The following is a 24465-nucleotide window of genomic DNA, read 5'->3' as shown; positions in this document are numbered from 1 at the left end:
GCGCTCCGGCCCCGCCGCCCGCGCCCGCGCTCCGGCCCCGCCGTCGAGCAGCGGGATCACGGCGGCCGGCGGCGGGCCCCAGGGCGGGGACGGTCGTCCCCGGCTCACACGGCGGCCAGGACGGCGGCCTCCAGGCGGGCCCGCTCGTCGTCCGGCGGCCAGCCGCCGACCAGGTAGAAGGCGTCCACCACGTCGCCGCCGAGGGTGCAGATCCGGGCCGCGCGGACCTGGGCGCCGGCCTCGTCGAGGGCGCAGGTCACCCGGTACAGCAGCCCGGCCGCGTCGGCGGCGCGCAGCTCCAGCAGCACCGCGTCGGTGGCCGCCTCCCGGTGCCAGACCACCCGGGGCGCCGCGCCCGACCCCCGCGCCGCGAGGGCCCGGCCGCGCAGCCGCCGGGTGACCGAGACGTCCCCGGCGACCGCCCGGCGCAGGTCGCCGCCGAGCGCGATCGGGTCGGGCGGCAGACCGTAGCGGGGTTGCACCCGGCACTCGACCAGGGCCCGGCCGTCGACCGTGGAGGCGTCCGCGGAGAGCACCTCCAGCCGGTGCAGGGCCAGGCAGCCGGCCACCGTCGCGAGCAGGCCGCGTCGGTCCGCCGCGGCCACCGCCACCCGGTCCCCGGTCAGGTGTACGACCGGCAGCGGCCCGGCGACCAGCGCCGGGTCCGGGGCGGGCGGGGCGGGCAGCACGCCGGTGTCCAGCGCGGTGCGGACCCGGGTGACCAGCTCGGCGACGAGCCGGCCCTTCCAGTCCGACCAGGCGGCCGGGCCGGTGGCCGCCGCGTCGGCGCGGACCAGGGCGTGCAGCAGGTCCAGGGTCGCCGGGTCGCCGACCTGCTCGGCGACCCGGGCGATGGTCACCGGGTCGGACAGGTCTCGGCGGGTGGCCACGTCGGGCAGGAGCAGGTGCAGCCGGACCAGCGTGCCGATCAGCGCCACCTCCGTCCCGGGCAGGCCGATCCGGGCCGCCACGGCCTCGGCCAGCGGCGCGCCCACGATGCTGTGGTCGGCGGCACCGCCGGCCCGCCCGGCGACACCCTCGCCGGGCAGCCCCTTGCCGATGTCGTGCAGGAACGCGCCGAGCAGCAGCAGGTCCGGCCGGTCCACCTCGCGGGTGTGCCGGCCGGCCTCGTACGCGGTCTGCACGAGATGCCGGTCGAGGGTGTAACGGTGCACCGGGTTGTGCTGGGGCAGGCTGCGCAGCCGGGTCCACTCGGGCAGCCAGCCGTCGATCAGCCCGTACCGGTCGCAGGTCTCCCAGGCGGGCACCAGGCCGGGACCGGCCCCGAGCAGGGTGATCAGCGCGGCGCGCGCCTCGACGGGCCACGGCGACGGCAGCGGCGGGCAGTACGCGGCCAGCCACTCGCAGGTGGCCCGGGCGATCGGCAACCGGGTGGTGGCCGCCGCGGCGGCCATCCGCAGCGACAGGCTCGGGTCGGGGCGGGCCCCGATGGCGGTGCGGGCCAGCACCAGTTCCCCGTCGTGCTCGACGACGTCCCGGGCGACCGGACGGCGCACCGGCCGGAGGTCGCCGCCCCGGCGGCGGCCGGAGCGCAGCCGGTCGGCGGACCGCCAGGCGTCGTCGAGGGCATGGCTGACGCTGCGGGCGTCCCCGGCCACCCGGCGCAGCAGCGCGTCGCCGTCGCGCACGACGACCTCCGGCCCGTGCGCGGCGTCGGACTGGGGTTGTCGCAGCCCGAGCCGGGCGGCGACCCCGTCGCGTTCCTGGGCGACCAGCCGGTCGACCCGGCGGCCGGCCTGCTCGTGCAGGGCGTCGCGGGTGTCCAGCAGGCGCAGGTGAGCGGCCCGGACGGCGGGGCGCAGCGCGTCGGTGACGCCGGCGGTGGCGATGGCCCGCAGGATGCCCACGTCGCGCAGCCCGCCGGCGGCCTCCTTGAGGTCGCCCTCCAGCAGGAAGGCCAGCTCACCGTGGGCCTGCCAGCGGGCGGTGGTGATCTCGCGCAGGCCCGGGAGCTGGCGCACGGCGGTGCGCCGCCAGTGGTCGGTGGCGGTCCGGACCAGCGTGTCGGCCAGTTCCCGGTCCCCGGCGACGAACCGGGCGTCGAGCAGGCCGAGGGCGACCTTGACGTCGTCCCGGGCCACCGAGAGCGCCTCGGCGAGGGTGCGCACCGAGTGGTCCAGCCGCACGCCGGCGTCCCAGACCGGGTACCAGATCTTCGAAGCCAGCTCGTCCACCCCGCCCACCCCGGCGTGCAGCAGCACCAGGTCAAGATCCCCGTACGGCGCACACTGCCGCCGCCCGAGCCCACCCACGGCGACCAGCGCGACGCCCTCCGGCCAGGCCGACAGGCCGCCCAACCACCGGTCGAACGCCTCCGCCCGCGCCCCCCGAGCCCCTTCCCCGATCCCCCCGGGAACGCCGACGACCCCGTTGATCAAGAGGTTTGCGTCACCGTCGCCGGTACTTCCCGACGCATTCCTCTTGATCAACGAGGTCATCTCCCGTGTTCCGGACTAGAGGGCGTCCAGGCCGCGTTCGCCCGTGCGGACCCGGACGACCTCCTCGACGCCCGTGACCCACACCTTGCCGTCGCCGATCTTGCCGGTCCGGGCGGCCCCGACGATGGCGTCCACGATCTTGTCGACGTCGATCTCGTCGGTGAGCACCTCCACCCGGATCTTGGGCAGGAACTCGACCGTGTACTCGGCACCCCGGTAGACCTCGGTGTGCCCCTTCTGCCGGCCGTACCCCTGGACCTCGCTGACGGTCAGCCCGGCCACCCCGAGGGCGTGCAGGGCCTCCTTCACCGCGTCCAGCTGGTACGGCTTGATGACTGCGGTCACCAGCTTCATGTCCAACCCCTCCATCCCAGGAACGTTAACCGGCGACCTTCTCGCTGACCGGCTCGGCGGGCTCCTCCGGGGCCGGCTTGGCGCCGGCGGTACCGCTCGGCGTCCCGATCCCGGCGAGCGCGAACGCGCCGCCGCTGCCGCCACCGGCCGGCGAGAGGTCGTAGCCGCTCTCGGCGTGCTCGGCGATGTCGATGCCCTCGACCTCGGCCTCGGGCCTGAGCCGGAAGCCGATGGTCTTCTCGATCACGAAGGCGAGCACCCAGGCAACCGCGAACGACCAGACGGTCACGATCAGGCCGGCCACGGCCTGCCGGCCGAACTGGGTCAGGCCGCCGCCGTAGAACAGGCCGTCGGAGGCACCGATCACGTCGGTGATCGCGCTGTTGACGGAGTTGGTGGCGAACAGGCCGAGCCAGAGCGAGCCGATCCAGCCGCCGACGAAGTGCACGCCGACCACGTCGAGGGAGTCGTCGTAGCCGAGCCTGTACTTCAGGCCGACGGCGAAGGCGCAGGCCGCACCGGCGACGATGCCGAGCAGGACTGCCGCCCAGGGGGCGATGAAGCCGCAGGCCGGGGTGATGGCGACCAGGCCGGCGACCGCGCCGGAGGACGCGCCGACCAGGGTCGGCTTCCTGTCCTTGATCCACTCCACCGCGAGCCAGCCGAGCACCGCCGCGGCGGTGGCGAGCTGGGTGTTGATGAACGCGAGGCCGGCGACCGAGTCGACGGTCAACTCCGAGCCGGCGTTGAACCCGAACCAGCCGAACCAGAGCAGGCCGGCGCCGAGCGCGACCAGCGGGATGTTGTGCGGCTTCATGCCCTCGCGGGGCCAGCCGAGCCGCTTGCCGAGCACCAGCGCCACGGCCAGGGCCGCCGCCCCGGCGTTGATGTGCACCGCGGTGCCACCGGCGAAGTCCAGCGCGTGGAGGTCACCGCCGACGATGCCGCCGCCCCACACCCAGTGCGCGACCGGGAAGTAGACCAGCGTCGCCCAGCCGAAGGCGAACAGCAGCCAGCCGGCGAACTTGGCCCGGTCGGAGATGGCGCCGCTGATCAGCGCGACGGTGATCACCGCGAAGACCATCTGGAACGCCATGAACACGTAGAGCGGAACCCCGATGCCGCTGGGGTTCTCCGCGGTGGCACCCCACAGGTCCGTCTCGGCCAGGAAGGTCCTGGTGCCGAGGTACGCGCCCGGGTCCCCCCAGAATCCGTTCACGTCGGTCCCGAAGGCGACGCTGAAGCCGTAGAACCACCACAGAACAGAGATGAGCCCGATGGCGGAGAAGCTCATCATCATCATGTTGAGCACGCCCTTGGCGCGGTTGAGCCCGCCGTAGAACAGCGCGAGCCCGGGCGTCATGAGCAGCACGAGCGCGGTCGAAACCAGCAGCCAAACGGTGTTGCCGCCGTCGATCGTCGGTGCTTCAGGCACGCTGGCCTCCTAAAGGTGAGGTTCCCTCCTTCGCGGCTTCCGGGGCAGCGTCGCCCGTACGCCGGTTGCGCGGAAGCTTGGCCGCCTCCTGTTCCCCCAACGTCACCGATCGATTTCCAACCAGTGACGCTGTGTTTCGCACGTGTGAAGAAACCCTCACCGCCGCCAACCCGCCCTCTCACGGAAAGCCCCGCCCTCTTTCACGGAAAGAGTGGCCATCCCGGCGGGAATGACCACTCTTTCCGTGAAAGTGCGCGCGCGGCGCGGGCGGGGCGGGGTCAGCGGAGGGCGTGTTCCAGGGCGTGTCGTTCGTAGTCGAGCAGGCGTAGGTCGCGCATCGGGCGGCGGAGGTGGCCCTTGTGCACGATCCGGACGAACGCCGGCTCCCCGGCGGCGGCCATCCGGCGGATGCCCTCCACGTGGTCGACGATCCGCTTGCGGATGGTCCGGATCAGCCGGTGCCGGTCGCGCGGGATCAGCCCGTACGCGTCGGCGAACAGGCGCAGCCGGCGCGGCCGGTCCGGGCGCTTCCAGCCGAGGGTGATCGAGTCCCGGTCGGAAAAGATCGGCACCCAGGTCCACGCCGCGTACGCCACGTCGTAGATCCGCGCGCCCGGCGAGGCGAGGTCGAAGTCGATCAGCCCGAGGGTGCCGTCCGGCCGCCAGATGACGTTGTGCGGGGCGGCGTCGTGGTGGCAGATCACCTCGGTGTCCGGCGGCGGCGGGCCGAACGAGCGCCAGACCGCCCCGGGCGGCGGGGCGAAGCCGTACTGGGCGTCGTGGAACATCCGCAGCATGGTGGCGACGGTCACCAGCGCCTCGTCGGTGACCCAGTGCGGGGCCAGCGGGTACTCCCCGCACTCCCCCTCCAGGTACGACAGCACCTCGCGGTTGCGCTCGTCCATCCCGAGCGCCCGGGGGGCGCCGGTGAACCCGACGTACTCCAGGTGGCGCAGCAGGGCGTGCACAGACGGGGTCCACGGCCCGGCGTTGCGCCGGACGGTGTCGCCCACCCGGACCACGGTGCTCACGTTCCCGCCGTGCAGCGGGATCTCCTGCGAAGTCACGTACGGTCTCCCGAGGCCCGGCGCCGGGTGGCGGTCCCCGCGCCATCCGGCGTGGGCGCGATCGTCACTGGTCACTGCGAGGTTACGCGTCCCGGGCGAGCGGCTCGGTGCCGAGCAGCGCGTCGACGAACTGCGCCGGGTCGAACGGGGCCAGGTCGTCCTTGCCCTCGCCGAGGCCGACCAGCTTGACCGGGATGCCGAGCTTGCGCTGCACGGCGATCACGATGCCGCCCTTGGCGGTGCCGTCGAGCTTGGTCAGCACCACGCCGGTCACGTTGACCACCTCGGTGAAGACCCGGGCCTGCTCCAGGCCGTTCTGGCCGGTGGTGGCGTCGAGGACGAGCAGGGTCTCGTCGATCGGGCCGTGCTTCTCGACCACCCGCTTGACCTTGCCCAGCTCGTCCATGAGGCCGACCTTGTTCTGCAACCGGCCGGCGGTGTCGACCAGCACGGTGTCCACGCCGGTGTCGATGCCGCGCTTGACCGCGTCGAACGCCACGCTGGCCGGGTCGGCCGCCTCCGGGCCCCGGACGGTCTCCGCGCCGACCCGGCCGCCCCAGGTTTCGAGCTGGTCGGCGGCGGCGGCGCGGAAGGTGTCGGCCGCGCCGAGCAGCACGGTGCGGCCGTCGGCGACCAGCACCCGGGCGATCTTGCCGCAGGTGGTGGTCTTGCCGGCGCCGTTGACCCCGACGACCAGCAGCACGGCCGGGACGCCGTCCTTCGGGGCGGTGCGCAGCGACCGGTCCAGGCTCGGGTCGAGGGCGTTGACCAGCTCGGCGGCGAGCAGGGCGCGCAGCTCGGTGGCGGAGCGGGTGCCGAGCACCCGGGTCCGCTCCCGGAGCCGGTCGACGATGTCCCGGGTGGCGTCGATGCCGACGTCGGCGGTGATCAGGCTGTCCTCGATCTCCTCCCAGGCGTCCTCGTCGAGGTGGTCGCGGGAGAGCAGGCCGAGCAGGCCCTTGCCGAAGGCGTTCTGCGAGCGGGACAGCCGGGAACGCAGCCGGACCAGCCGGCCGGCGGTCGGCTCGGGCACCTCGACGGTGGGCGCGGGCGCCTCCACCACGGGCGGCGGCTCGACCAGGATCCCGGTGGAGAGGTCGGACTCCGGGGCCTCGACGGGCGGCCCGGCGAGGTCCTCCTCGGCCCGGGTGTCCACCTCCGTCTGCGGCAGCGGCGGTTCGGGGCGCCGGCGCAGCCGCGGCACCACCAGCCCGAGGCCGCCGAGGATCAGCACGCCGAGCAGGGCGAGCGCGATGAGGAGGTATTCCGTCATGCCGAAATCCTGTCAGATGCCGACGACGGCGTCCCAGCCACCGCACCCGGCGCGCACCCGAGCTGCGGGTACGCTCGCCCAGCGGTGGCTGGCGGAGTGGCCGACCGGGTAGAAATGATGAGATCGGCTCACCCTGGAGGTTCCCGTGCCGGCTCCCCGCCTGCTGATCGGCCCGCTGCTGCGCCGGGTCGTCGGCACTCGGGCCACGGTGTGGGTGGAGACCAGCGCGCCCGCCACGGTCCGGGTCCGCACGGCCGGCGGCGCCGAGGGCACCGCGGCCACCTTCTCGGCGTACGACCACCACTACGCGCTCGTCGTGGTGGAGGGGCTGACCCCGGACAGCGCGACGACGTACGAGGTGCTGGTCGACGACGAGACGGCCTGGCCGGAGCCACGCGGCGGCTTCCCACCCAGCGTGATCCGCACCCGGGCCGCCGACGACCGGAACCAGCCGGTTCGCCTGGTCTTCGGTTCCTGCCGGGAGACCACCCAGCACTCGACCGCCCGCAGGCTGCCCCCGGACGCGCTCGACGCGTACGCCCGGCGGTTGATGGCCGAGCCGGACCGGGCCGCCGCCCAGCCCGACCTGCTGGTGCTGCTCGGCGACCAGGTCTACGCCGACGAGACCTCGCCGACCGTACGCCGGCTGCTCAAGCGGCGCCGGCGGCGGCCGGAGGGCGCCCCGGCGACCCAGGTGGTCAGCTTCGACGAGTACACGAAGCTCTACCTGGAGTCGTGGCGGGACCCGGAGATCCGCTGGCTGTTCTCCACCGTGCCCAGCGTGATGATCTTCGACGACCACGAGGTGATCGACGACTGGAACACCTCCGCGTCGTGGCGCGCCGACATGCGCGAGCAGCCGTGGTGGGCCGAGCGGATCGGCAGCGGGCTGGCCTCGTACTGGGTCTACCAGCACCTGGGCAACCTCGACCCGGACGAGATCGCCGCCGACCCGGTGTACGCGAAGGTCACCGCCGCCGCCGGGGGCGACGCCACCGAGGTGCTGCGCGAGTTCGGCGCGCGGGTCGACCGGGAGGCGGACGAGGCGCACGACACCGACCGCTGGCGCGCCGTGCAGTACCAGTGGAGTTACGCCCTGGACCTGGGGCGGACCCGGCTGGTGATGCTGGACAACCGGTGCAGCCGGGTGCTGGAGCCGGGCAACCGGGCGATGCTGCCGCCGGGCGAGTGGTCCTGGTTCCTCGACCGGGCCCACGGCGTCTACGACCACCTGGTGGTGGGCGCGTCGCTGCCCTGGCTGCTGCCGCCGGGCATCCACCACGTGGAGGCGTGGAACGAGCGGCTCGCCGACTCCCGGCACCCCTGGCTGGCGGGCCTGGCCGAGAAGATGCGCCGGGGGCTGGACCTGGAGCACTGGGCGGCGTTCCGCCGGTCCTTCGACGCCCTCGGCGCGCTGTTCGCCCGGCTCGGCAGCGGTCCGCCCGGGCACACCGGGGACCGGGTCGGCGCCGGCCCGGCGTACCCGCCGCCGGCGTCGATCAGCGTGCTCTCCGGGGACGTGCACCACTCGTACGTGGCCCGGGCCCGGTTCGACGACCCGGCGGTGCGTACGCCGGTGCACCAGCTCACCTGCTCGCCGATCCACAACCAGGTGCCGGCCGCCATGCGCCCGCTGATGAAGCTCGGCTGGTCGCCGGGGCCGGCCGGGGCCAGCCGGGCGCTGGCCCGCTCGGCCGGGGTGCGCCGCCCCACCGTGCGCTGGCGCAAGCTCGCCGGCCCGTACTTCGGCAACGCGGTGGCCACCCTCACCCACCGGGGCCGCGCCGCCGAGGTGATCATCGAGGGCACCACCGAGGACGGGCACCTGCGCACGGTGGCGCAGCGCCGGCTCGCCGTCGAACGCTGAATCCGGCTGTCGTACGCCGTACCCTTGCGGCGTGGACGATGATCACCTTCCGGACACCCTGCGGGCCGTGGAGCACGAACTGACCGCGCTGCTGCGCCGGGGCCGCTCGCTGTCCTGGGAGGTCGCCAAGGAGGTGCACCCCAACCTGGAGCCGAACGCGTACGGGCTGCTGCTGTGGCTGCGCCGGTCCGACGCGATCCGGTTGACCGACCTGGCCGCCCGGCTCGGCATCAGCAAGGGGACGCTGAGCCGGCAGATCAACGGCCTGGAGGGGCTCGGGCTGGTGCGCCGGGAGCCGGACCCGGACGACCGGCGGGCGTTCCAGCTCAGCCTGACCGAGGAGGGGCAGCACCGGTTCGACGCCGCCCGGTCGTCCCGGCTCGCGGAGTTCCGGCGGATCGTGGAGAGCTGGCCGAAACGGGACGTGGAGGACTTCGGCCGGTTGTTGCGCCGGTTCAACGACGCCATCGACTGAACGCCGGGACGGGCGCGGCGGTGGTCCGCGCCGGCGAGCGACAGTGAGGAGCCGACCATGAGCCTGGGAGCTCCCCTCGACCGGGAGGACTACGGCCCGCGGGTCCGACCGCTGCCCTTCGAACGCGGCACGGACGGGCCCCGGGTGGTGCTGGTCGGCGTCGACGGCACCCGGACCTCGCTGCGGGCCGCCGCGTACGCGGCGGGGCTGGCCCGGCGGCAGGGCGCCGGGCTGGTGGTGGTCTTCGTCAGCACGCCGGCCGCCGGGCGGCGGGCGACCTCACGGGGACGGCCGGTTAATCCGGTCGCCGGTTGTCGGGGCACCGGCCAGGATGACCCGATGACCTGGACAGCACCGGAGATCACCCGGACCAACGAGCCCTACGTCGGCGACGAGCGCACCATGCTCGACGGCTGGCTGGACTACCACCGGCAGACCCTGCTGCTCAAGTGCGCCGGGCTGACCGCCGAACAGTTGCGTACGCCGAGCGTCGAGCCGTCCGCGCTCACCCTGCTCGGGCTGGTGCGGCACCTGGCCGAGGTGGAGGCCTGGTGGTTCCGGGAGAACCTCGCCGGCCAGCGGGTCGACTACCCGTACTTCACGCCCGAGCACCCGGACGCCGACCACGACGTCAGCACCGCCGACGCCGAGGCCGACCTCGCCACGTACCACCGGGAGGTCGAGTTGGCCCGGGCCGCCGCCGCCGGCCGCTCCCTCGACGAGGAGTTCACCGAGGTCGGGTCCAAGAAGCGGACGTTCAACCTGCGCTGGGTGTACGTGCACATGATCGAGGAGTACGCCCGGCACAACGGCCACGCCGACCTGATCCGGGAACGCCTCGACGGGGTCACCGGCGAGTGACCGACCGGCGCCCGGCGGGCCGTCCGGCCGGACGGCCCGCCGGGGGTCAATACGCCAGCGCCGCCCGCAGGTAGCGCAGCCCCGAGGGCCCGTCCCACCGGTACGCCGACAGCCCGGCGGCCCGGGCGCCCCGGACCGCCCAGTCCTCGTCGTCGACGAAGAGCACCCGGGCCGGGGATGTCTCCAGCGCCGCGCAGGCAGCCTGGAAGTACTCCTTCGCCGGCTTGTGCACCCCGACGACCGAGGAGTTGACCACCACGTCCAGCTCGCCGACCAGGCCCAGCGCGGCGAGGTCGGTGTCGAGCAGGTCGGTGGCGTTGGTGCCGAGACCGACCCGCACCCCGGCGGCCCGCACCTCGCGCACGAACGCCAGCACCCCGGGGTCCACCTCGCCCCGGTAGCGCTGCCACTGCTCCACCGCCGCCCGGGCCCGCTGCGGGCCGACCGACTCGGCCAGCGCGTCGGCCACGCTGGACGTCCAGTCTGCGTGGCTGACCTGGCCGGTCAGCACCGGCTGGAGCCGCCCCCACTGCGAGGCGATCTCGGTGAGCACCCCCGCCGAGAGGCCGTACTCCCGCTCCACGCCGGCGGCGACCGCCGGGTCCCAGCGCCGCAGCACCCCGTCGAGGTCCACCAGGAGCGCCGTCGCACGTTCCCGAGCCACTACTCGTTCTCCTCGCCGCGGCTGTGCCGCTCGTCGTCGGCCCGGTTGAGCCGCTGGCTGATCACCTGGGTGACCCCGCTGCGCATGGTCACCCCGTAGAGGGCGTCGGCGATCTCCATCGTCCGCTTCTGATGGGTGATCACGATGAGCTGGCTCTTCTCCCGCAACTGGGCCAGCAACGTGATCAGCCGGCCCAGGTTGACGTCGTCGAGGGCCGCTTCCACCTCGTCCATGATGTAGAACGGGCTGGGCCGGGCCCGGAAGATCGCCACCAGCATGGCCACCGCGGTCAGCGACCGCTCGCCGCCGGAGAGCAGGGACAGCCGCTTGATCTTCTTGCCCGGCGGGCGGGCCTCCACCTCCACGCCGGTGCTGAGCAGGTCGTCGGGCTCGGTGAGGATCAGCCGGCCCTCCCCGCCGGGGAAGAGCACGGTGAACACCTGCTCGAACTCCCGGGCGGTGTCTTCGAACGCGCTGGCGAAGACCTCCAGGATCCGATCGTCGACGTCCTTGACCACGGTGAGCAGGTCCCGCCGGGTGGCCTTGAGGTCCTCCAACTGCTCGGAGAGGAACTTGAAGCGCTCCTCCAGCGCGGCGAACTCCTCCAGCGCGAGCGGGTTCACCTTGCCGAGCAGGGCCAGCTCGCGCTCCGCCTTGGCGGCCCGCTTCTCCTGCACCGGGCGCTCGTAGCGGACCGGCTCGGGCACCGGCAGCCCGTCCCGCTCGGCCGCCGCCACGTCCGCCTGGGTCGGCGGTACGGGCTGGTGCGGGCCGTACTCGGCGACCAGGGTCTCCACGTCCAGGCCGAAGTCCTCGGCGGCCTTGGCCTCCAGCTGCTCGATGCGCAGCCGCTGCTCGGCGCGGGCCACCTCGTCCCGGTGCACCTGGCTGGTCAGCCGCTCCAGCTCCGCGCCGAGGCGCTTGGCCGCGCCGCGTACCTCGGACAGCTCGGCCTCCCGGGCGGCGCGTTCGCGCGCCACGGCATCGCGGTGCTCCTCGGCCCGCGCGATCGAGGTGGTCAGCCGGGTCAACGCCTCGCGGGCGCCGCCGGCCACGGCGCGGGCGATGTCAGCGCCCCGGGCCCGGGCGGCCCGGCGGGCCGCCGCGCGCTCCCGCGCGGCCCGCTCGGCGGTGGCCTGCCGGCGCAGCGAGTCGGCCCGGCCGGCGATCGAGGAGACCCGTTCCTCGGCGGTACGCACCGCGAGCCGGACCTCCATCTCGTTCTGCCGGGCCTGCGGCACCATGGCGGCGAGCTGGTCCCGCTCCTCGGTGGACGGCTCGGCGTCGATCGGGGTGGCCTCGGCCAGCCGGAGCCGCTCCGCCAGCTCGGCCAGGGCGGTCAGGTCGCGTTCCCGGGCCGCCTCGGCGCGGGACCGGGAGTCGCCGAGCCGGTCGGTCTCCGCCTGCGCCGACCGGGCGGCGGCCCCCAGCTCGGCGAGCCGGCGGGCGGCGGCGTTGCGGTGGCTCTCGGCCTCCCGCTTCGCGGCGGCCGCGTGCTGCACCGCCTCCTTCGCGGCGGCCACCTCGGCGCGCGCCTCGACGAGCTGGTCGCGCAGCTCGGCGGCGGCCCGTTCGGCGGCGAGCCGGTTGGCCCGGGCCTCCTCCACGGCGGCCTGCACCTCGATGAAGCTGGGCGCCTTGGCCGACCCGCCGGCCGCCGCGTACGCCCCGACCACGTCTCCGTCCACGGTGACCGCGCGCAGCTCGGGGTTGCCGGCGACCAGCTCGGACGCGGCGGCGAGGTCGTCGACCAGCACCACGTCGCGCAGCGCCCGGTGCACGGCCGGGCGCAGCTCGGCGGAGCACTCGACCAGGTCGGGGGCCCAGCGGGCGTGCTCGGGCAGCTTCGGGCGCAGCGCGTCGGCCGGCCCGGTCATGCCCGGCCCGGCAGGGCTGCCGACCAGCAGTCCGGCCCGGCCGGCGTCGGAGATCTTCAGCAGCCGCATCGCCTCGACGGCCTCGTCGACGCCGCTGACGGCGACCGCGTCGGCGAGCCCGCCGAGCGCGGCGGCGAGCGCCGCGGAGTGGCCGGGGGCGACGGTGAGCAGCCCGGCGAGGCTGCCGAGCAGGCCGGGCACCTCGTCGGCGCGGGCGAGCAGCGCGCCCGCGCCGTCCTTGCGGCGCAGGCCCATGGCGAGCGCCTCCTCGCGGGCCTTCTGCGTGGCGGCGTCCTTCTCGGCGGCCCGTTCGGCGTCGGCGAGGGCCCGGACGGCGGCCTGCGCCCGTTCCTGCACCGCGACGGCCTCGGCGTGCCGGGCGTCGAGGTCGGCGTTGTCCCGGTCGGCCTCGGTGGACTGCTCGGCCACCGCGTCCAGGTCGGCCTGCGCCTGCTCGGCACGGGCCAGGGCGTCGGCATGCGCGGCGGCGAGCCGGTCGATCTCCTCCCCGGCGCTGGTGGTGCGGGCCCGCGCCGAGTTCACCTGCCCGGTGAGCCGGGCCAGTCCCTCCCGCCGGTCGGCGATGGCCTTGGCCGCCGCGACCAGCTCCCGCTCGGCGGCGGCGAGCTGCCGTTCCAGCTCCTGCCGGTGCTCGACGGCCTCGGCGAGCCGGATCTGGTCGTCGGTCAGCGCCGCCCGCAGCTCCTCCTCCTGCTCGTGCACCCGCTCGGCCTCGGCCTCCAGTTGGTCGGGGTCGCGGCCGGGGCGCTCGTCGTCGCCGGTGGCGCTGAGGTGGCGCAGCCGCTCCCGGGCGAGCTGCTCGATGGAGCGGAACCGCTCGGACAGTGCGGAGAGCTTGTACCAGGTGTCCTGGGCGGCGGCCAGCAGCGGGGCGTCCTCGGCCAGCGCCGCCTCCAGCTCACCGAGCCGGCCCTGCACCTCGGTGTGCTCCGCCTCGACCTGCTCCCGTCGCTCGCGCAGGGCGCTCTCGTCGGCGATCTCCCTGTCCAGGGTGGCGCGCAGGGTGGCCAGGTCGTCGGCGAGCAGCCGCAGCCGGGCGTCGCGCAGGTTGGCCTGGATCGCGGCGGCCCGCCGGGCCACCTCGGCCTGCCGGCCCAGCGGCTTGAGCTGGCGGCGCAGCTCGGCGGTGAGGTCGGTGAGCCGGTTGAGGTTGGTCTGCATCGCGTCGAGCTTCCGCAGCGCCTTCTCCTTGCGCTTGCGGTGCTTGAGGACGCCGGCCGCCTCCTCGATGAACGACCGCCGGTCCTCCGGCTTGGCGTGCAGCATGCCGTCGAGCCGGCCCTGCCCGACGATGATGTGCATCTCCCGGCCGATGCCGGAGTCGGACAGCAACTCCTGGATGTCGAGCAGGCGGCAGGAGTCGCCGTTGATCTCGTACTCGCTCTCACCGGAGCGGAACATCCGGCGGGTGATCGAGACCTCGGTGTACTCGATCGGCAGCGCGCCGTCGGTGTTGTCGATGGTGAGGGTGACCTCGGCCCGGCCCAGCGGCGCCCGGCCGGCGGTGCCGGCGAAGATGACGTCCTCCATCTTGCCGCCGCGCAGCGCCTTGGCGCCCTGCTCGCCGAGCACCCAGGCGATGGCGTCGACGACGTTGGACTTGCCGGAGCCGTTCGGGCCCACCACGCAGGTGATCCCGGGCTCCAGCTTCAGCGTCGTCGCGGAGGCGAAGGACTTGAACCCCTTCACCGTCAGGCTCTTGAGATACACCTTCTCGATCCTCGTCGGTGGTCGCCGACCGTCGTGGGCTGCGCGGACCTGCTGAACCCGCAGACTAACCCGGCGTCGCCGGGGGCCGGGCACGCGACCCGCCCCGGGCGGCCGTCGGCCACCGGCGCTCACGACCGGCACCGGGCGTCACCGGTACGGATCGGACGGATCGCCGGGCCGCACCTTGATCAATTATTCAAGATCGGGAAATGGTGGCCGGAAAATGGCCCGGACATGGCTGCGCGCCGGCACATAAGTGTCGGCGCGCGATTTCGCGTGGTGCGATTCAGTTGTCTGACAACCGGAGATCAGGTCAGCGCCGGCTCGGCCAGACGGAGCAGATCGTCCGCCTCCGCCGCAGCCGCCGCGAGCCGATCATTCTCGGCACGCAGGCGCGTGATCTCGAACTCCAGTGCCTGAACCCTGGACCGCAGTCGGGTGACCTCGTCGAGCAGACGCCGATCGGGCGCTGCACCTACGTGGCCGTAGAGGGCCTTCGCCATGCTGACTCCTTGATATGCGCTGCCGGAAAGGCCGGTCCAACGCGCGCCCACTCGTTCGCGGCTGCCATTCCCAGCGATTCTGGGCATGGCCGGGCGCGACTGGCGACACCTACATATTGAGCCGACAACCCCGCATTCGTCAAGTTGCCGCAGGCCGTAGATCATCTCCACGTCGGCCGGTCCACTTGTCGGGGGCTGCCACCAGGCACGGACACGCTCTGTCCGGACGTGCTAACTGTACGCCCGGGATCACCGGAAGGGACCACTCGTGCGAGTCGGATTCGCTTAACTCTTCCTTAGCCACGTTGCCGCAGCTCGCGCCGCACCCGTAGGTTCAGCCCGGTCCGCAACCGACCCGTGGAGGCGACAGGCGTGTACGGCTCGACCGACCCGACCGACCCGGAGGGCGCCCGCCGCCGCCAGGACTTCCCGGCCGGCGAGCCGGCCTGGCTGACCGACCGGCCCGAACCGCGGTCGGCGTACCTGTTCGGGGACGAGCCGGACCAGCCGGGCGACCGCCGAGCGGCCGATCCGCACCGGGCGGAGCCCGTCCACCGGCCCTGGGCGCCGCCGCCCACCGCGCGGTGGGAGCGACCGGGCGACGAGCCCTGGCGGGAGGAGCCCACCGGGCGGCGGCAGCCCGCGGGCGGGCCGCGACGGCCGGCGGGCGAGCCGTGGCGGCCCGACGCCGAGCCGTGGCGCGACGAACCGACCGGACGGCGGTACGACCAGCCGACCGGACCGTGGCACGGCCAGCCGACCGGACCATGGCAGGACGAACCGGCCGGACGCTGGCACGACCAGCCGACCGGACCGTGGCACGGCCAGCCGGCCGACGGGGCGGGGGAGGCGGAGCGCACCCGAATCGTGCCGGTCGTCGGGCGCGCCGCGTCGGCGGCCGACGGGCCGCGGGCCGGCCGCACGGCGTACCGGGAAGACCGGGCCGGGGACGCCCCGACCGGCGGCGAGGGGCGGCACCGGCCGGCCCGCCGGCTCCCGCGCCCGCTGCTGATCGGCGGGGCCGCCGCGGCGGCCACGCTCGTGGTCAGCCTCGGCGTCGGCGCCCTGCCCCTGCCCGGCGGGGACGACCTGCGGACCGACCGGGCCGCCGCTGACGCTCCGGTCGCCGCGCCGGCCGACCCCGACGCCGCGTCCGGCCCGGGTGGCGCCGCAGCCACGCCCTCGCCGGGTGCGTCCACCGCCCGCCCGTCGGCCACGCCGAGCCGGACCGGCAAGCCGACGCCGGGGCCCAGCCGGTCCACGGCCGCGTCGCGGAGCAACCAGCGCAGCACCCCGGCGACGACGTCCCGCAGCGCCGCCGGGATGGGTGCCAGCAGCCAGGCGCAGCAGGTCGTCGACCTGGTCAACGCCGAGCGGGCCAAGGCCGGCTGCGGCGCGCTGAAGATCAACAGCAAGCTGACGGCCGCCGCCCAGGCGCACAGCCAGGACCAGGCCGACCACCGCAAGATGTCGCACGACGGCAGCGACGGCAGCGACGTCGGCGAGCGGCTCGACCGGGTCGGGTACTCGTGGCGGGCGTACGGCGAGAACGTGGCCTGGAACCAGCAGACCCCGGCCGCGGTGATGGACGCCTGGATGAACAGTTCCGGGCACCGGGCCAACATCCTGAACTGCTCGTTCACCCAGATCGGCGTCGGCGTGGCCAGCAGCAACGGGCCGTACTGGACGCAGGACTTCGGCACCCCGCGCTGAGGCGGCGGCGCTGACCCCCTGCGGCCCGGGCGAGTCGTCGCGGGAGCCCGCTCGTTGCACCGGGTGAGGCCCGCCGAGGCGGTACGTGGGGGCGGCGGACCCGACCGGGCGGCCGGGGGCCGCCCGCTACCCGGGAGCTGCCGATGCGGATCCGGCTGCGCTCGCCCGGCATCGGGCGTGGACCGCGCCGGATGCTGCGGTCACTCGTCGCGGTGACGCTGCTCACGGCGGCGTACGGCTGCCGGGCGGACCTGCTCCCGCCGGGCGCACCCACCCCGTGGCCGGCCGGCTCGGCCCGACACTGGCGCTGGCAGTGGCAACTGACCGGGCCGCTCGACAGCACAGTGGACGCGGACGTGTTCCTGCTCGACCCGGTGCGTACCACCGCCACCGAGACCTCGGCGTTGCGCGCCCGGGACCGCCGGCTGATCTGTCAGGTCGCCGTCGGCTCGTACACCCGGACCGACCCGGACGCCGACCGCTACCCGGCGGCGGTGCGCGGCGGGGCCGGGCCACGGCCGGACACCCGCTGGGTGGACGTCCGGCAGTGGGACGTGCTGGCACCGATCCTCGCCGACCGGTTCCGACTCTGCCGGGGCAAGGGCTTCGGCGCGGTGGCGCTGGCCGACGCCGACGGGTACGCCCACCGGCCCGGCCTTGCCCTGGACTTCGACGACCAGTTGCTGTTCAACCGGCGGGTGGCCGCGCTGGCCCGTTCGCTGGGCCTCTCCCCCGGCCTGCTGGGCGACGTACCGCAGGTGGCCGCGCTGGCGCCCGACTTCGACTTCGCGGTCAACGAGGAGTGCGTCCGGCGGGGCCAGTGCGCGAAGCTGCTGCCGTTCACCGACGCCGGCAAGCCGGTGTTCCACGTCGAGTACACCGGCGACCCCGCCGACTTCTGCGTGACCACCGTCGGGTACGGCTTCGCCTCCATCCGCAAGGAGCGCGGACTCGACGCGTGGCGGTCGCCCTGCCCGGCCGCCCCCTGACCGGCTCCCGGGTCAGCCCCGCAGCGCGCCCCGGGGCCGGGGCTGGCAGCGGGGGCAGCTGAACGACGAGCGGTTCATGAACGCCTCGCGGCGCATCGGTGTCCCGCACCGCCGGCACGGCTCACCCTCCCGCCCGTACGCGTTGAGCGAGCGGTCGAAGTAACCGCTCTCGCCGTTGACGTTGACGTACAGGGCGTCGAAGCTGGTGCCGCCCTCGGTGATCGCCTCACCGAGGACGTCCCGGACGTGGCCGAGCAACCGCAGCGCGGCAGGCCCGGTCAACGCGTCGGTCGGCCGGGCACCGTGCAGCCGGGCCCGCCACAGCGCCTCGTCGGCGTAGATGTTGCCGACGCCGGAGATCAGGGTCTGGTCGAGCAGCGCCCGCTTCACCTCGGTACGCCGGCGGCGCAGGGTGGCGACGAAGGCCTCGTCGGAGAACTCGGGGTCCATCGGGTCCCGGGCGATGTGCGCGATCTCCCCCGGCAACTCCGCCCCGCCCTCGGAGACCGACAGCCCGCCGAACGTGCGCTGGTCGACGAAGCGCAGCTCGGGGCCGTCGTCGGCGAACCGGAACCGGACGCGCAGGTGCAGCTCGTCGGCCGCCGTGGCCGGCTGGAGCAGCAACTGGCCGGACATGCCGAGGTGACCGACGACGGCGTCGCCACTGTCCAGCGGCAGCCACAGGTACTTGCCGCGCCGCCGCACGTCACGCACCGTCCGCCCGGCCAGCACGTCGGCGAAGTGCCCCGGCCCGGCGAGGTGGCGGCGGACCGCCCGGGGGTGGCGTACCTCGACGGCGGCGATCCGCCGGCCGGTGACCCACTGGGCCAGGCCCTGCCGGACGGTCTCGACCTCGGGCAGCTCAGGCACGGCCCGCCTCGTCGGCCGCTCGGGCGCCCAGCGCGGTGCCGCCGGTCGCGTCCCCGACGGACCCGTTCGGCCCGCCGGGGGCGCCCGTCCCCACCGCCGCCGGCGTCGCCACCTGGTCGGCCGCCGCGTACTCGGCCGCCGCCTGCTCGGCCTGGTCCCGCTCGGCCTGGTCCCGCTCGGCCTGTGCGGTCAGCTCCCGCCAGGCGGACTCGGCGGCCCGCTGCTCGGCCTCCTTCTTGCTGCGCCCCTCCGCCCCGCCGTAGCGGTTGCCGGCAACCACCACCCAGGCGGTGAACGTCTTGAGGTGGTCGGGGCCGGTGCCCTCGATCCGGTACTCCGGAACGCCCAGCCCCAGGGCGGCGGTCAACTCCTGGAGGCTGGTCTTCCAGTCCAGCGCGGCGCCCCGCCCGGCCGACTCGGCCATCAGCGGGTCGAACAGCCGGTGGATCACGATCGCGGCGGTGTCGAGGCCGTACTGGAGGTAGATCGCGCCCAGCAGGGCCTCCAGGGTGTCGGCGAGGATGCTCGCCTTGTCCCGGCCGCCCGTGCTCTCCTCGCCCTTGCCCAGCAGCAGGTACGCGCCGAGCCCTTCCGGGCCCAGCCCGCGCGCCACGTCGGCGAGCGCCCGCATGTTCACCACGCTCGCCCGCAGCTTCGCGAGCTGCCCCTCGGGCAGGTCGGGATGGTTGTGGAAGAGCGCGGTGGTGATCACCACGCCGAGCACCGAGTCGCCGAGGAACTCCAGCCGCTCGTTGGTGGGCAGGCCGCCGTTCTCGTACGCGTACGAGCGGTGGGTCAGCGCCCGCTCCAGCAGTTCCGGGTGCAGCGAGACCCCGAAGGCGGACTCCAGGTGGCCGACGGGGGCCCGCCGCCGCTTGTCGTTGGTCATGATGCGGTTACCTCTTCGTTCGCGACCGGGCGGGCCGCGCGCGGCAGGCCCCCCGGGGCCGGCGCGGGGCGCGCGGCCGGTCGGGCCGGGACGGGACGGGACGGGCGGTCACAGGCTCACCTCGGTGTCGGTGGTGCGATCGGCGTGGTCACCGGGCTTCGCGGGGGCCTGCGGAGCACGATCGAGCAGCGTGGAGACAGTGTCGGTGGCTCGCCGACGCCACAGGTGGGCGGCGAGGGCGATGCCGGAGGCGACGTCGTCCGCGCGGGCCGCGCCGTGGCAGACGACCACCGTCCCGGCCACCCCGAGCAGGGCCGCCGCCCGGGGGGCACCGCCGCTGGCGGGCGGCCCGCCGGCCAGCGCGTACGCGCCCTCGATCGCCTTGAGCAGCACGTTGCCGGTGAAGCCGTCGGTCACCACCACGTCGGCGCGCGCGCCGGAGGCGATGTCGTAGCCCTCGACGAGGCCGACGTAGCGCGCTCCGTCGGGCAGCGGCGCGGCGGCGAGCAGCGGGGCGGCGGTGCGCCGCAGCCGGTCCCCCTTGCCGCCCTCGGTCCCCACGGACAGCAGCCCGACCCGGGGCTCGGCCACCGCGTGCGCGACGGCCGCGTAGGCCGCGCCGAGCACGGCGTGCCGGGCCAGCGTGGCGGGGCCGGGTTCCAGCGAGCCGCCGACGTCGAGCAGCACCACCGGGCCGACGACCGCCGGCAGGGTGGCCACCAGCGCCGGCCGCCGCACGTGCGGCCAACGACCGAGCCCCAGGGCGGCGGCGGTGACGGTGGCGCCGGTGGCACCGGCGGAGACCACCGCGTCGGCGATCCCGTCGCGGACGGCGGTGACCGCCGCCCGCACGGTGCTGTCGGCACGGGCGGCGACGGGGTGGTCGGCCATGCCGACGGCGGCCCGCACCGGCCGGACCGTGACCCGGGTGCGCTGCACCGGGTCGAGGGCACCGATCAGCCCGTCGGCGACCTCGGCGGGGCCGACGAGCAGGAGGTGCAGGTCCGGGTCGGCGCGCATGGCCCACAGAGCGCCGTCAACCACGACGGCGGGAGCATCGTCCCCGCCGAGGAGGTCAACGGCGATCCGCGCGGTGCCCGGCTCCACCGGAACGTCGGCCGGAACGGTCCGGCCGGCGACGGCGGGAGCCGGGGCACCGGGCGATCGCCAGGATGCGCGCGCCACCCGACCTGGGGTCGGGGGCGTCACTCGGCGTCCAGGTCAGACCTCGATGACCTGGCGGCCGTTGTACGTGCCGCAGACGGAGCACGCCGTGTGCGGCAGCTTCGGGGACTTGCACTGCGGGCAGGCCACGGTCGACACCACGGCCGCCTTCCAGTTCGCCCGGCGGGACCGGGTGTTGCTGCGCGACATCTTGCGCTTCGGGACGGCCACGGTTCCTACTCCTCTGTACGGTTCAGTTGCGACAGGCCCGCCCAACGCGGGTCGATCTGCTGGTGACTGTGGTCGGCCGGCAGATCGTCCCAGTGCACCCCGCACTCGGGGCACAAGCCTGGGCAGTCCTCCCGGCAGAGCGGGTTGGTCGGCAGCATGAGCACCACCGCGTCCCGCAGCGCCGGCTCCAGGTCGATCAGATCGTCCTGCATCCGGCCCACCTCGTCCTCGTCGGTCGTGATGTCCGTGGTGCTGTTCTCGTACGCGTACAGCTCCTGGACGTTCACGACCATCGACTCGTTGATCTCGCGCAGGCACCGGCCGCACTCGCCCCGGACGGGACCGCTCACGGTCCCCGAGACGAGCACGCCCTCGGACACCGACTCCAGCCTCAGATCGAGGTCGAGGTCCGCGCCCTCCGGCACGCCGATCAACTCCACGCCGAGGTCCGCCGGTGCCGGGACGACCCGCCGATGCGTACGCAACGCGCCAGGGCGACGCGGCAGGTCCCTCGTGTCGAGGACCAGCGGCGCCCTGGGGTTGAGTGATGAAGGCGAGTGTTTGGGCATAGTCAGACTCCGGCCGGTGAGAGGCCGACAAAAAAGGTTACCTGGACGCCCGCCGGACCGTCGAACCGGGGGCGACGCCCGCCCCGCCTGTCGGCTGCTGAGGTGCCGCTCAGAAGGGTAGCGGGCGATCCGCCTCGTCCCCACCGAAGGTGCCGATCTCCCGCAGCGCGTGCATCTTGTCCCGGCCGCGCTCTATCGAGGCCAGCGCCCGGGTGAGGAACTGCTCGAAGTTCGCCAGCGCGGTGTCGACGTAGTCGTCGACCTCCTCGCGCAGCCGCTGCGCCTCGGCCCGGGCCTCGCCGATGATCCGGGCGCCCTCGTGCTCGGCCGAGACGGTGATCTCGTTCACCGACACCAGGCGGGCGTGTTCCGCCTCACCCTCGCTGATGATCCGGTCGGCCTCCCGCTTGCCGGCATCCATGATCTTGTCCCGCTCCTCCAACAGGGCGGCGGCCCGGCGCAGGTCGGCGGGAAGCTCGGCACGCATCTCGTCGAGGGCGGCGATCATCTCGCCCCGGTCGACCATGCAGTTGTTGCGTGACATCGGGACGGAGCGGGCCTGCTCCACCATGGCGATCAGTTCGTCGATGCGATCGAGCGGGTCCACCGGTACCTCACTCCTGTCGTTCGTCGGCCGACCTACATGATGCGGGCTACGGCCGGGTTCCCGCTCGACCCATCATGTCGCGCCGGGGCCACCGCCCGCCGGTCTGCCCCGCCCGGCGGGCGTCGTGTCGCGACCGGCGGGCCGATCGGGCACGCGCGAGCCCGACGAATCGCCCGTTACGGGACGGTCCGGGGCCGAGGTGCGAGATCGGGCGCGCGGGTCAGGGGTGCGGGGTGAGACGGGACCGCAGGGCGTCGCGGACCAGGTCGGGGACGTGGGCGGAGACGTCGCCGCCCCACTTGGCCACGTCCTTGACCAGGCTGGAGGAGAGGAAGGAGTAGAGCGGGTTGGTCGGCATGAACAACGTCTCCACGCCGGCCAGACCGATGTTCATCTGGGCCATCTGAAGCTCGTAGTCGAAGTCGCTGACCGCCCGCAGGCCCTTGATCAGGACACTGGCCTGCTGCGCCCGGCAGAAGTCGACCAGCAGGCCACGGAAGGACGCGACCCGGACGTTGTCGTACGAGGACGTCACCTCCCGGAGCATGTCGATCCGCTCCTCGACGGTGAACAGGCCGCTCTTCGACTGGTTCACCAGCACGCCGACGATCACCTCGTCGAAGAGCCGGGCGGCCCGGCCGATGATGTCGAGGTGTCCATTGGTGACCGGGTCGAACGAGCCGGGACACACCGCACGTCTCATGAGCGGCGACCGTACCAAAGGGTGGTCTCGCCGTACCGGCGGCTGCGCTCCCCCGTGACGCCCCGCACCCAGGCGACCGGGCCGGTCCGGCTGGACCGTTCCACCACCACCAGGGCGTCCGCCGCCAGCCAGTCGCCGTCGACCAGCGCGGTCAGCATCGCGGTGACCTCGGCGTCGGGCACGGCGTACGGGGGGTCGGCGAACACCACGTCGTACGGCCCGCCGTCCGGACCGGCCGCCAGCACCGTGCCGACCCGACCGGTGACCAGCCGGGCGGCCGGGGCGGCCCGCAGCGCGGTGATGTTCTCCCGGACCACCCGGGCGGCCCGGGGATCCGACTCGACCAACAGCACGTGCGCCGCGCCCCGGGACAGCGCCTCCAGCCCGACCGCGCCGGAGCCGGCGTACAGGTCGACGAAGCGCGCCCCGGCCAGGTCGACGTCGGCCTGCACCGCGCTGAACAGCGCCTCCCGCACCCGGTCGGAGGTGGGTCGGGTACCGGCGCCGGGCGGCGCGGCGATCCGCCGGCCGCCGAGCGTCCCGGCCACGATCCGGGTCACCGCCTGCTCCTGCTCATGCCCCGACGCTACGCGACCCCACCGGCCGCCACGGTGCGTGCCACGGACGTCGCGCCGCGATCACCGGACGTACATCAATGATCTCAAATCCATAACATCACCCTCGGAGGTTTCCGTGCGCTGTGCCGGCCGGCCCGTTCTCGCTAGGGTCTGCCGGGTGCCGGCCGCGTCCCGCCGGCCCACCGGCGCCGGGAGGCGTCGTCGCGGGCGCGCCGCACCCGGCCGCGACCGCCGTTGCCCCCGCGCCGCACCCCCTGACGCTTCTTCACCCCGGGAGTACGCGTGATCCGTCCCAAGCTGTCGCCACGGCGGCCGGTCGTCGTGGCCGCCGCCGCCCTGGCCGGCCTCGCCACGGCGTTCGCGGCGTCGTCTCCGGCGCTGGCCACCAGCCCGTCGCCGCAGCCGTCGGCCTCCCCGGCCACGTCCGCGCCGACGGCGACGCCGCCTGCTAGCGAGTCGTCGACCACGCCCGCCCCGGAGGGGCCGACCTGCGTCAGCGCCGCCGACGCGCGGTACACGCACAAATTCCGCGGCAAGCTCGGCGAGGCCAGCATCACGCTGGTCAACGGCCCGCTCTGCGAGGGCGAGGAGCAGGCCTTCGCGCTGGTCTCGTACGTCGCCCCGTCGGCGAAGGTCGAGTTCCCGCAGTACGTGCTGAGCAAGTCGGTCGACAAGTTCACCTCGGTCGCCAAGGACGAGGTGGGCACCCGGTCGACGCTGAAGTTCAAGGTCGAGGTCCCCACCTGCTACACCCAGGTCGACTTCGTCTTCGGTGACAAGATCATCGACCCGCTGACCAAGAGCGGTCCGCGCTACGGCGACCGCAAGGTCGGCAGCCCCAAGGGCATCGGCTCCCAGTCGAAGGGCCCGCAGGCCTGGTACAACGGCGGCGGTGAGACCTGCGAGGCCGCGCCCGAGGCGGTCGTCGAGTCCGACTGCGCCGGCAAGGTCACGTTCAGCCTGATCAACCGCGACGGCAACGCCCCGGCGAACTTCGTGATCGCCACCGACAAGGGCTTCAGCAAGGCCGTCACGGTCCCCCTGCGCAGCATCGAGAAGGTCGAGCTGGACGCCGCCGCCGTGGACGGCCAGATCACCGTCACGGCCAACGAGAAGAGCGTCTGGACCGGTACCCCGAAGGCCCCGGCGGAATGCCAGGAGCCCGAGGTCGGCGAGCCGGAGACCTCCTACGAGTCCACCTGCGACGAGCTGGTCCTGCTGGTCCAGAACCCGAAGAACGGCGTCAGCCTGACCTCGACCTTCACCCCGAGCACCGGCAAGCCGCAGACCGTCACCATCGAGCCGGGCACCAACAAGTCCGTGCGCTTCCCGGCCGCCAAGGGTCTGACCGTCGTCGTCACCGGGGACCTGGAGTCCGCCGAGCCGATCAAGTGGACCGCCCCGCTGAACGGCTGCGACGAGGGCGGCACCGGCGGCGGCGAGGAAGGTGGCCTGCCGGTGACCGGCGCGGCGGCCGGCGGCATCGCCGCCGGGGCGGTCGCCCTGCTGGCGGCCGGCGCGGTGCTCTTCGTGGTCGCCCGGCGTCGACGGATCCGCTTCACCTCCTGACCCACCGACCCACCCCG

The 24465-nt window shown here is 74.4% G+C and carries 22 protein-coding genes and 1 pseudogene; 7 read left to right on the top strand and 16 right to left on the bottom strand.

All coding sequences use genetic code 11. The features are described from left to right. Positions 1 to 104 precede the first annotated feature (104 nt). The 5 genes from C5N14_RS06155 to ftsY all read right to left on the bottom strand — a co-directional run bounded on the left by C5N14_RS06155 (position 105) and on the right by ftsY (position 6588). Positions 105 to 2459: a [protein-PII] uridylyltransferase gene (locus C5N14_RS06155; protein ID WP_117666323.1), complete on the bottom strand. Its 2355-nt coding sequence runs from the start codon at positions 2457 to 2459 to the stop codon at positions 105 to 107. Between the two features lie 15 nt (positions 2460 to 2474). Then, the gene (locus C5N14_RS06150; protein ID WP_174537509.1) at positions 2475 to 2813 is read right to left on the bottom strand and encodes a P-II family nitrogen regulator; all 339 of its coding nucleotides are present in this window, start codon (positions 2811 to 2813) and stop codon (positions 2475 to 2477) included. Positions 2814 to 2838: 25 nt separating this feature from the next. Then, complete coding sequence (locus C5N14_RS06145) at positions 2839 to 4248, bottom strand: ammonium transporter (RefSeq protein ID WP_117666321.1); 1410 nt, start codon at positions 4246 to 4248, stop codon at positions 2839 to 2841. A 278-nt stretch (positions 4249 to 4526) separates the two neighbouring features. After that, a complete protein-coding gene (locus C5N14_RS06140) occupies positions 4527 to 5390 on the bottom strand; it encodes an aminoglycoside phosphotransferase family protein (RefSeq protein WP_207892623.1) in 864 nt (287 codons plus the stop codon). Between the two features lie 7 nt (positions 5391 to 5397). After that, complete coding sequence (gene ftsY, locus C5N14_RS06135) at positions 5398 to 6588, bottom strand: signal recognition particle-docking protein FtsY (protein ID WP_117666319.1); 1191 nt, start codon at positions 6586 to 6588, stop codon at positions 5398 to 5400. Between the two features lie 145 nt (positions 6589 to 6733). Here ftsY and C5N14_RS06130 point away from each other — a divergent pair, with 145 nt between their 5' ends. The 4 genes and pseudogenes from C5N14_RS06130 to C5N14_RS32575 all read left to right on the top strand — a co-directional run bounded on the left by C5N14_RS06130 (position 6734) and on the right by C5N14_RS32575 (position 9791). Further along, entirely contained in the window at positions 6734 to 8455 is a 1722-nt protein-coding gene (locus C5N14_RS06130; RefSeq protein ID WP_117666317.1) for an alkaline phosphatase D family protein, read from the top strand. A 31-nt stretch (positions 8456 to 8486) separates the two neighbouring features. Further along, complete coding sequence (locus C5N14_RS06125; RefSeq protein ID WP_117666315.1) at positions 8487 to 8930, top strand: MarR family winged helix-turn-helix transcriptional regulator; 444 nt, start codon at positions 8487 to 8489, stop codon at positions 8928 to 8930. A 57-nt stretch (positions 8931 to 8987) separates the two neighbouring features. Then, a pseudogene (locus C5N14_RS32580) lies at positions 8988 to 9179 on the top strand (universal stress protein); the annotation flags it as partial. Between the two features lie 90 nt (positions 9180 to 9269). Next, on the top strand, positions 9270 to 9791 hold the full coding sequence (locus tag C5N14_RS32575; RefSeq protein ID WP_207892635.1) for a DinB family protein: 522 nt from the start codon (positions 9270 to 9272) through the stop codon (positions 9789 to 9791). Between the two features lie 46 nt (positions 9792 to 9837). Here C5N14_RS32575 and C5N14_RS06115 read toward each other — a convergent pair whose 3' ends face one another. The 3 genes from C5N14_RS06115 to C5N14_RS06105 form a co-directional block, all read right to left on the bottom strand. Continuing rightward, a complete protein-coding gene (locus tag C5N14_RS06115; RefSeq protein WP_117666311.1) occupies positions 9838 to 10455 on the bottom strand; it encodes an HAD family hydrolase in 618 nt (205 codons plus the stop codon). Next, positions 10455 to 14063: a chromosome segregation protein SMC gene (gene smc, locus C5N14_RS06110; protein ID WP_117666310.1), complete on the bottom strand. Its 3609-nt coding sequence runs from the start codon at positions 14061 to 14063 to the stop codon at positions 10455 to 10457. The genes C5N14_RS06115 and smc overlap by 1 nt, the downstream gene beginning before the upstream one ends. Positions 14064 to 14371: 308 nt before the next feature. Continuing rightward, complete coding sequence (locus C5N14_RS06105; RefSeq protein WP_036374707.1) at positions 14372 to 14566, bottom strand: hypothetical protein; 195 nt, start codon at positions 14564 to 14566, stop codon at positions 14372 to 14374. Between the two features lie 372 nt (positions 14567 to 14938). Here C5N14_RS06105 and C5N14_RS06100 point away from each other — a divergent pair, with 372 nt between their 5' ends. Together C5N14_RS06100 and C5N14_RS06095 are read left to right on the top strand one after the other, a co-directional pair. Then, on the top strand, positions 14939 to 16279 hold the full coding sequence (locus C5N14_RS06100) for a CAP domain-containing protein (RefSeq protein ID WP_117666308.1): 1341 nt from the start codon (positions 14939 to 14941) through the stop codon (positions 16277 to 16279). Positions 16280 to 16422: 143 nt separating this feature from the next. Then, entirely contained in the window at positions 16423 to 17268 is an 846-nt protein-coding gene (locus C5N14_RS06095) for an endo alpha-1,4 polygalactosaminidase (RefSeq protein ID WP_117666306.1), read from the top strand. A gap of 12 nt (positions 17269 to 17280) precedes the next feature. On the opposite strand, the gene mutM is transcribed toward C5N14_RS06095, so the two are convergent. From mutM to rsmD, 8 genes are all read right to left on the bottom strand, one after another. Further along, positions 17281 to 18138, bottom strand: a complete 858-nt coding sequence (mutM, locus tag C5N14_RS06090) for a bifunctional DNA-formamidopyrimidine glycosylase/DNA-(apurinic or apyrimidinic site) lyase (protein WP_117666304.1) — start codon at positions 18136 to 18138, stop codon at positions 17281 to 17283. Further along, a complete protein-coding gene (rnc, locus tag C5N14_RS06085) occupies positions 18131 to 19027 on the bottom strand; it encodes a ribonuclease III (protein ID WP_117666302.1) in 897 nt (298 codons plus the stop codon). Before rnc ends, mutM begins: the two co-directional genes overlap by 8 nt. 108 nt (positions 19028 to 19135) lie before the next feature. After that, entirely contained in the window at positions 19136 to 20134 is a 999-nt protein-coding gene (locus C5N14_RS06080) for a phosphate acyltransferase PlsX (protein ID WP_117666300.1), read from the bottom strand. A 114-nt stretch (positions 20135 to 20248) separates the two neighbouring features. Beyond that, positions 20249 to 20422, bottom strand: coding sequence for a 50S ribosomal protein L32 (gene rpmF, locus C5N14_RS06075; RefSeq protein WP_117666298.1), 174 nt, complete (start codon positions 20420 to 20422; stop codon positions 20249 to 20251). 5 nt (positions 20423 to 20427) lie between these two features. Next, complete coding sequence (locus C5N14_RS06070; RefSeq protein WP_117666296.1) at positions 20428 to 20991, bottom strand: DUF177 domain-containing protein; 564 nt, start codon at positions 20989 to 20991, stop codon at positions 20428 to 20430. Positions 20992 to 21100: 109 nt separating this feature from the next. Further along, complete coding sequence (locus C5N14_RS06065; RefSeq protein ID WP_117666294.1) at positions 21101 to 21598, bottom strand: hypothetical protein; 498 nt, start codon at positions 21596 to 21598, stop codon at positions 21101 to 21103. 220 nt (positions 21599 to 21818) lie between these two features. Continuing rightward, complete coding sequence (gene coaD, locus C5N14_RS06060) at positions 21819 to 22301, bottom strand: pantetheine-phosphate adenylyltransferase (RefSeq protein WP_117666293.1); 483 nt, start codon at positions 22299 to 22301, stop codon at positions 21819 to 21821. Continuing rightward, complete coding sequence (gene rsmD / locus C5N14_RS06055) at positions 22298 to 22861, bottom strand: 16S rRNA (guanine(966)-N(2))-methyltransferase RsmD (protein ID WP_117666291.1); 564 nt, start codon at positions 22859 to 22861, stop codon at positions 22298 to 22300. Before rsmD ends, coaD begins: the two co-directional genes overlap by 4 nt. Before the next feature lie 300 nt (positions 22862 to 23161). On the opposite strand from rsmD, the gene C5N14_RS06050 reads away from it, so the two are divergent. Beyond that, a complete protein-coding gene (locus C5N14_RS06050; RefSeq protein WP_117666289.1) occupies positions 23162 to 24448 on the top strand; it encodes a cell wall anchor protein in 1287 nt (428 codons plus the stop codon). The last annotated feature ends 17 nt before the right edge of the window (positions 24449 to 24465 follow it).

It is taken from the genome of Micromonospora sp. MW-13 (assembly GCF_003434305.1).
GTDB lineage: Bacteria > Actinomycetota > Actinomycetes > Mycobacteriales > Micromonosporaceae > Micromonospora.
The sequence above is the reverse complement of the archived record's forward strand: the minus strand, read 5'-3'. Positions and strand labels throughout refer to the sequence as shown.

Bases quoted from the DNA above. Each gene is read 5' to 3' on its own strand.
- C5N14_RS06155 (WP_117666323.1), bottom strand. From the start codon at position 2,459: ATGACCTCGTTGATCAAGAGGAATGCGTCGGGAAGTACCGGCGACGGT.
- C5N14_RS06150 (WP_174537509.1), bottom strand. From the start codon at position 2,813: ATGAAGCTGGTGACCGCAGTCATCAAGCCGTACCAGCTGGACGCGGTG.
- ftsY (WP_117666319.1), bottom strand. From the start codon at position 6,588: ATGACGGAATACCTCCTCATCGCGCTCGCCCTGCTCGGCGTGCTGATC.
- C5N14_RS32575 (WP_207892635.1), top strand. From the start codon at position 9,270: ATGACCTGGACAGCACCGGAGATCACCCGGACCAACGAGCCCTACGTC.
- C5N14_RS06105 (WP_036374707.1), bottom strand. From the start codon at position 14,566: ATGGCGAAGGCCCTCTACGGCCACGTAGGTGCAGCGCCCGATCGGCGT.
- C5N14_RS06095 (WP_117666306.1), top strand. From the start codon at position 16,423: ATGCGGATCCGGCTGCGCTCGCCCGGCATCGGGCGTGGACCGCGCCGG.
- rnc (WP_117666302.1), bottom strand. From the start codon at position 19,027: ATGACCAACGACAAGCGGCGGCGGGCCCCCGTCGGCCACCTGGAGTCC.
- C5N14_RS06070 (WP_117666296.1), bottom strand. From the start codon at position 20,991: ATGCCCAAACACTCGCCTTCATCACTCAACCCCAGGGCGCCGCTGGTC.
- coaD (WP_117666293.1), bottom strand. From the start codon at position 22,301: ATGAGACGTGCGGTGTGTCCCGGCTCGTTCGACCCGGTCACCAATGGA.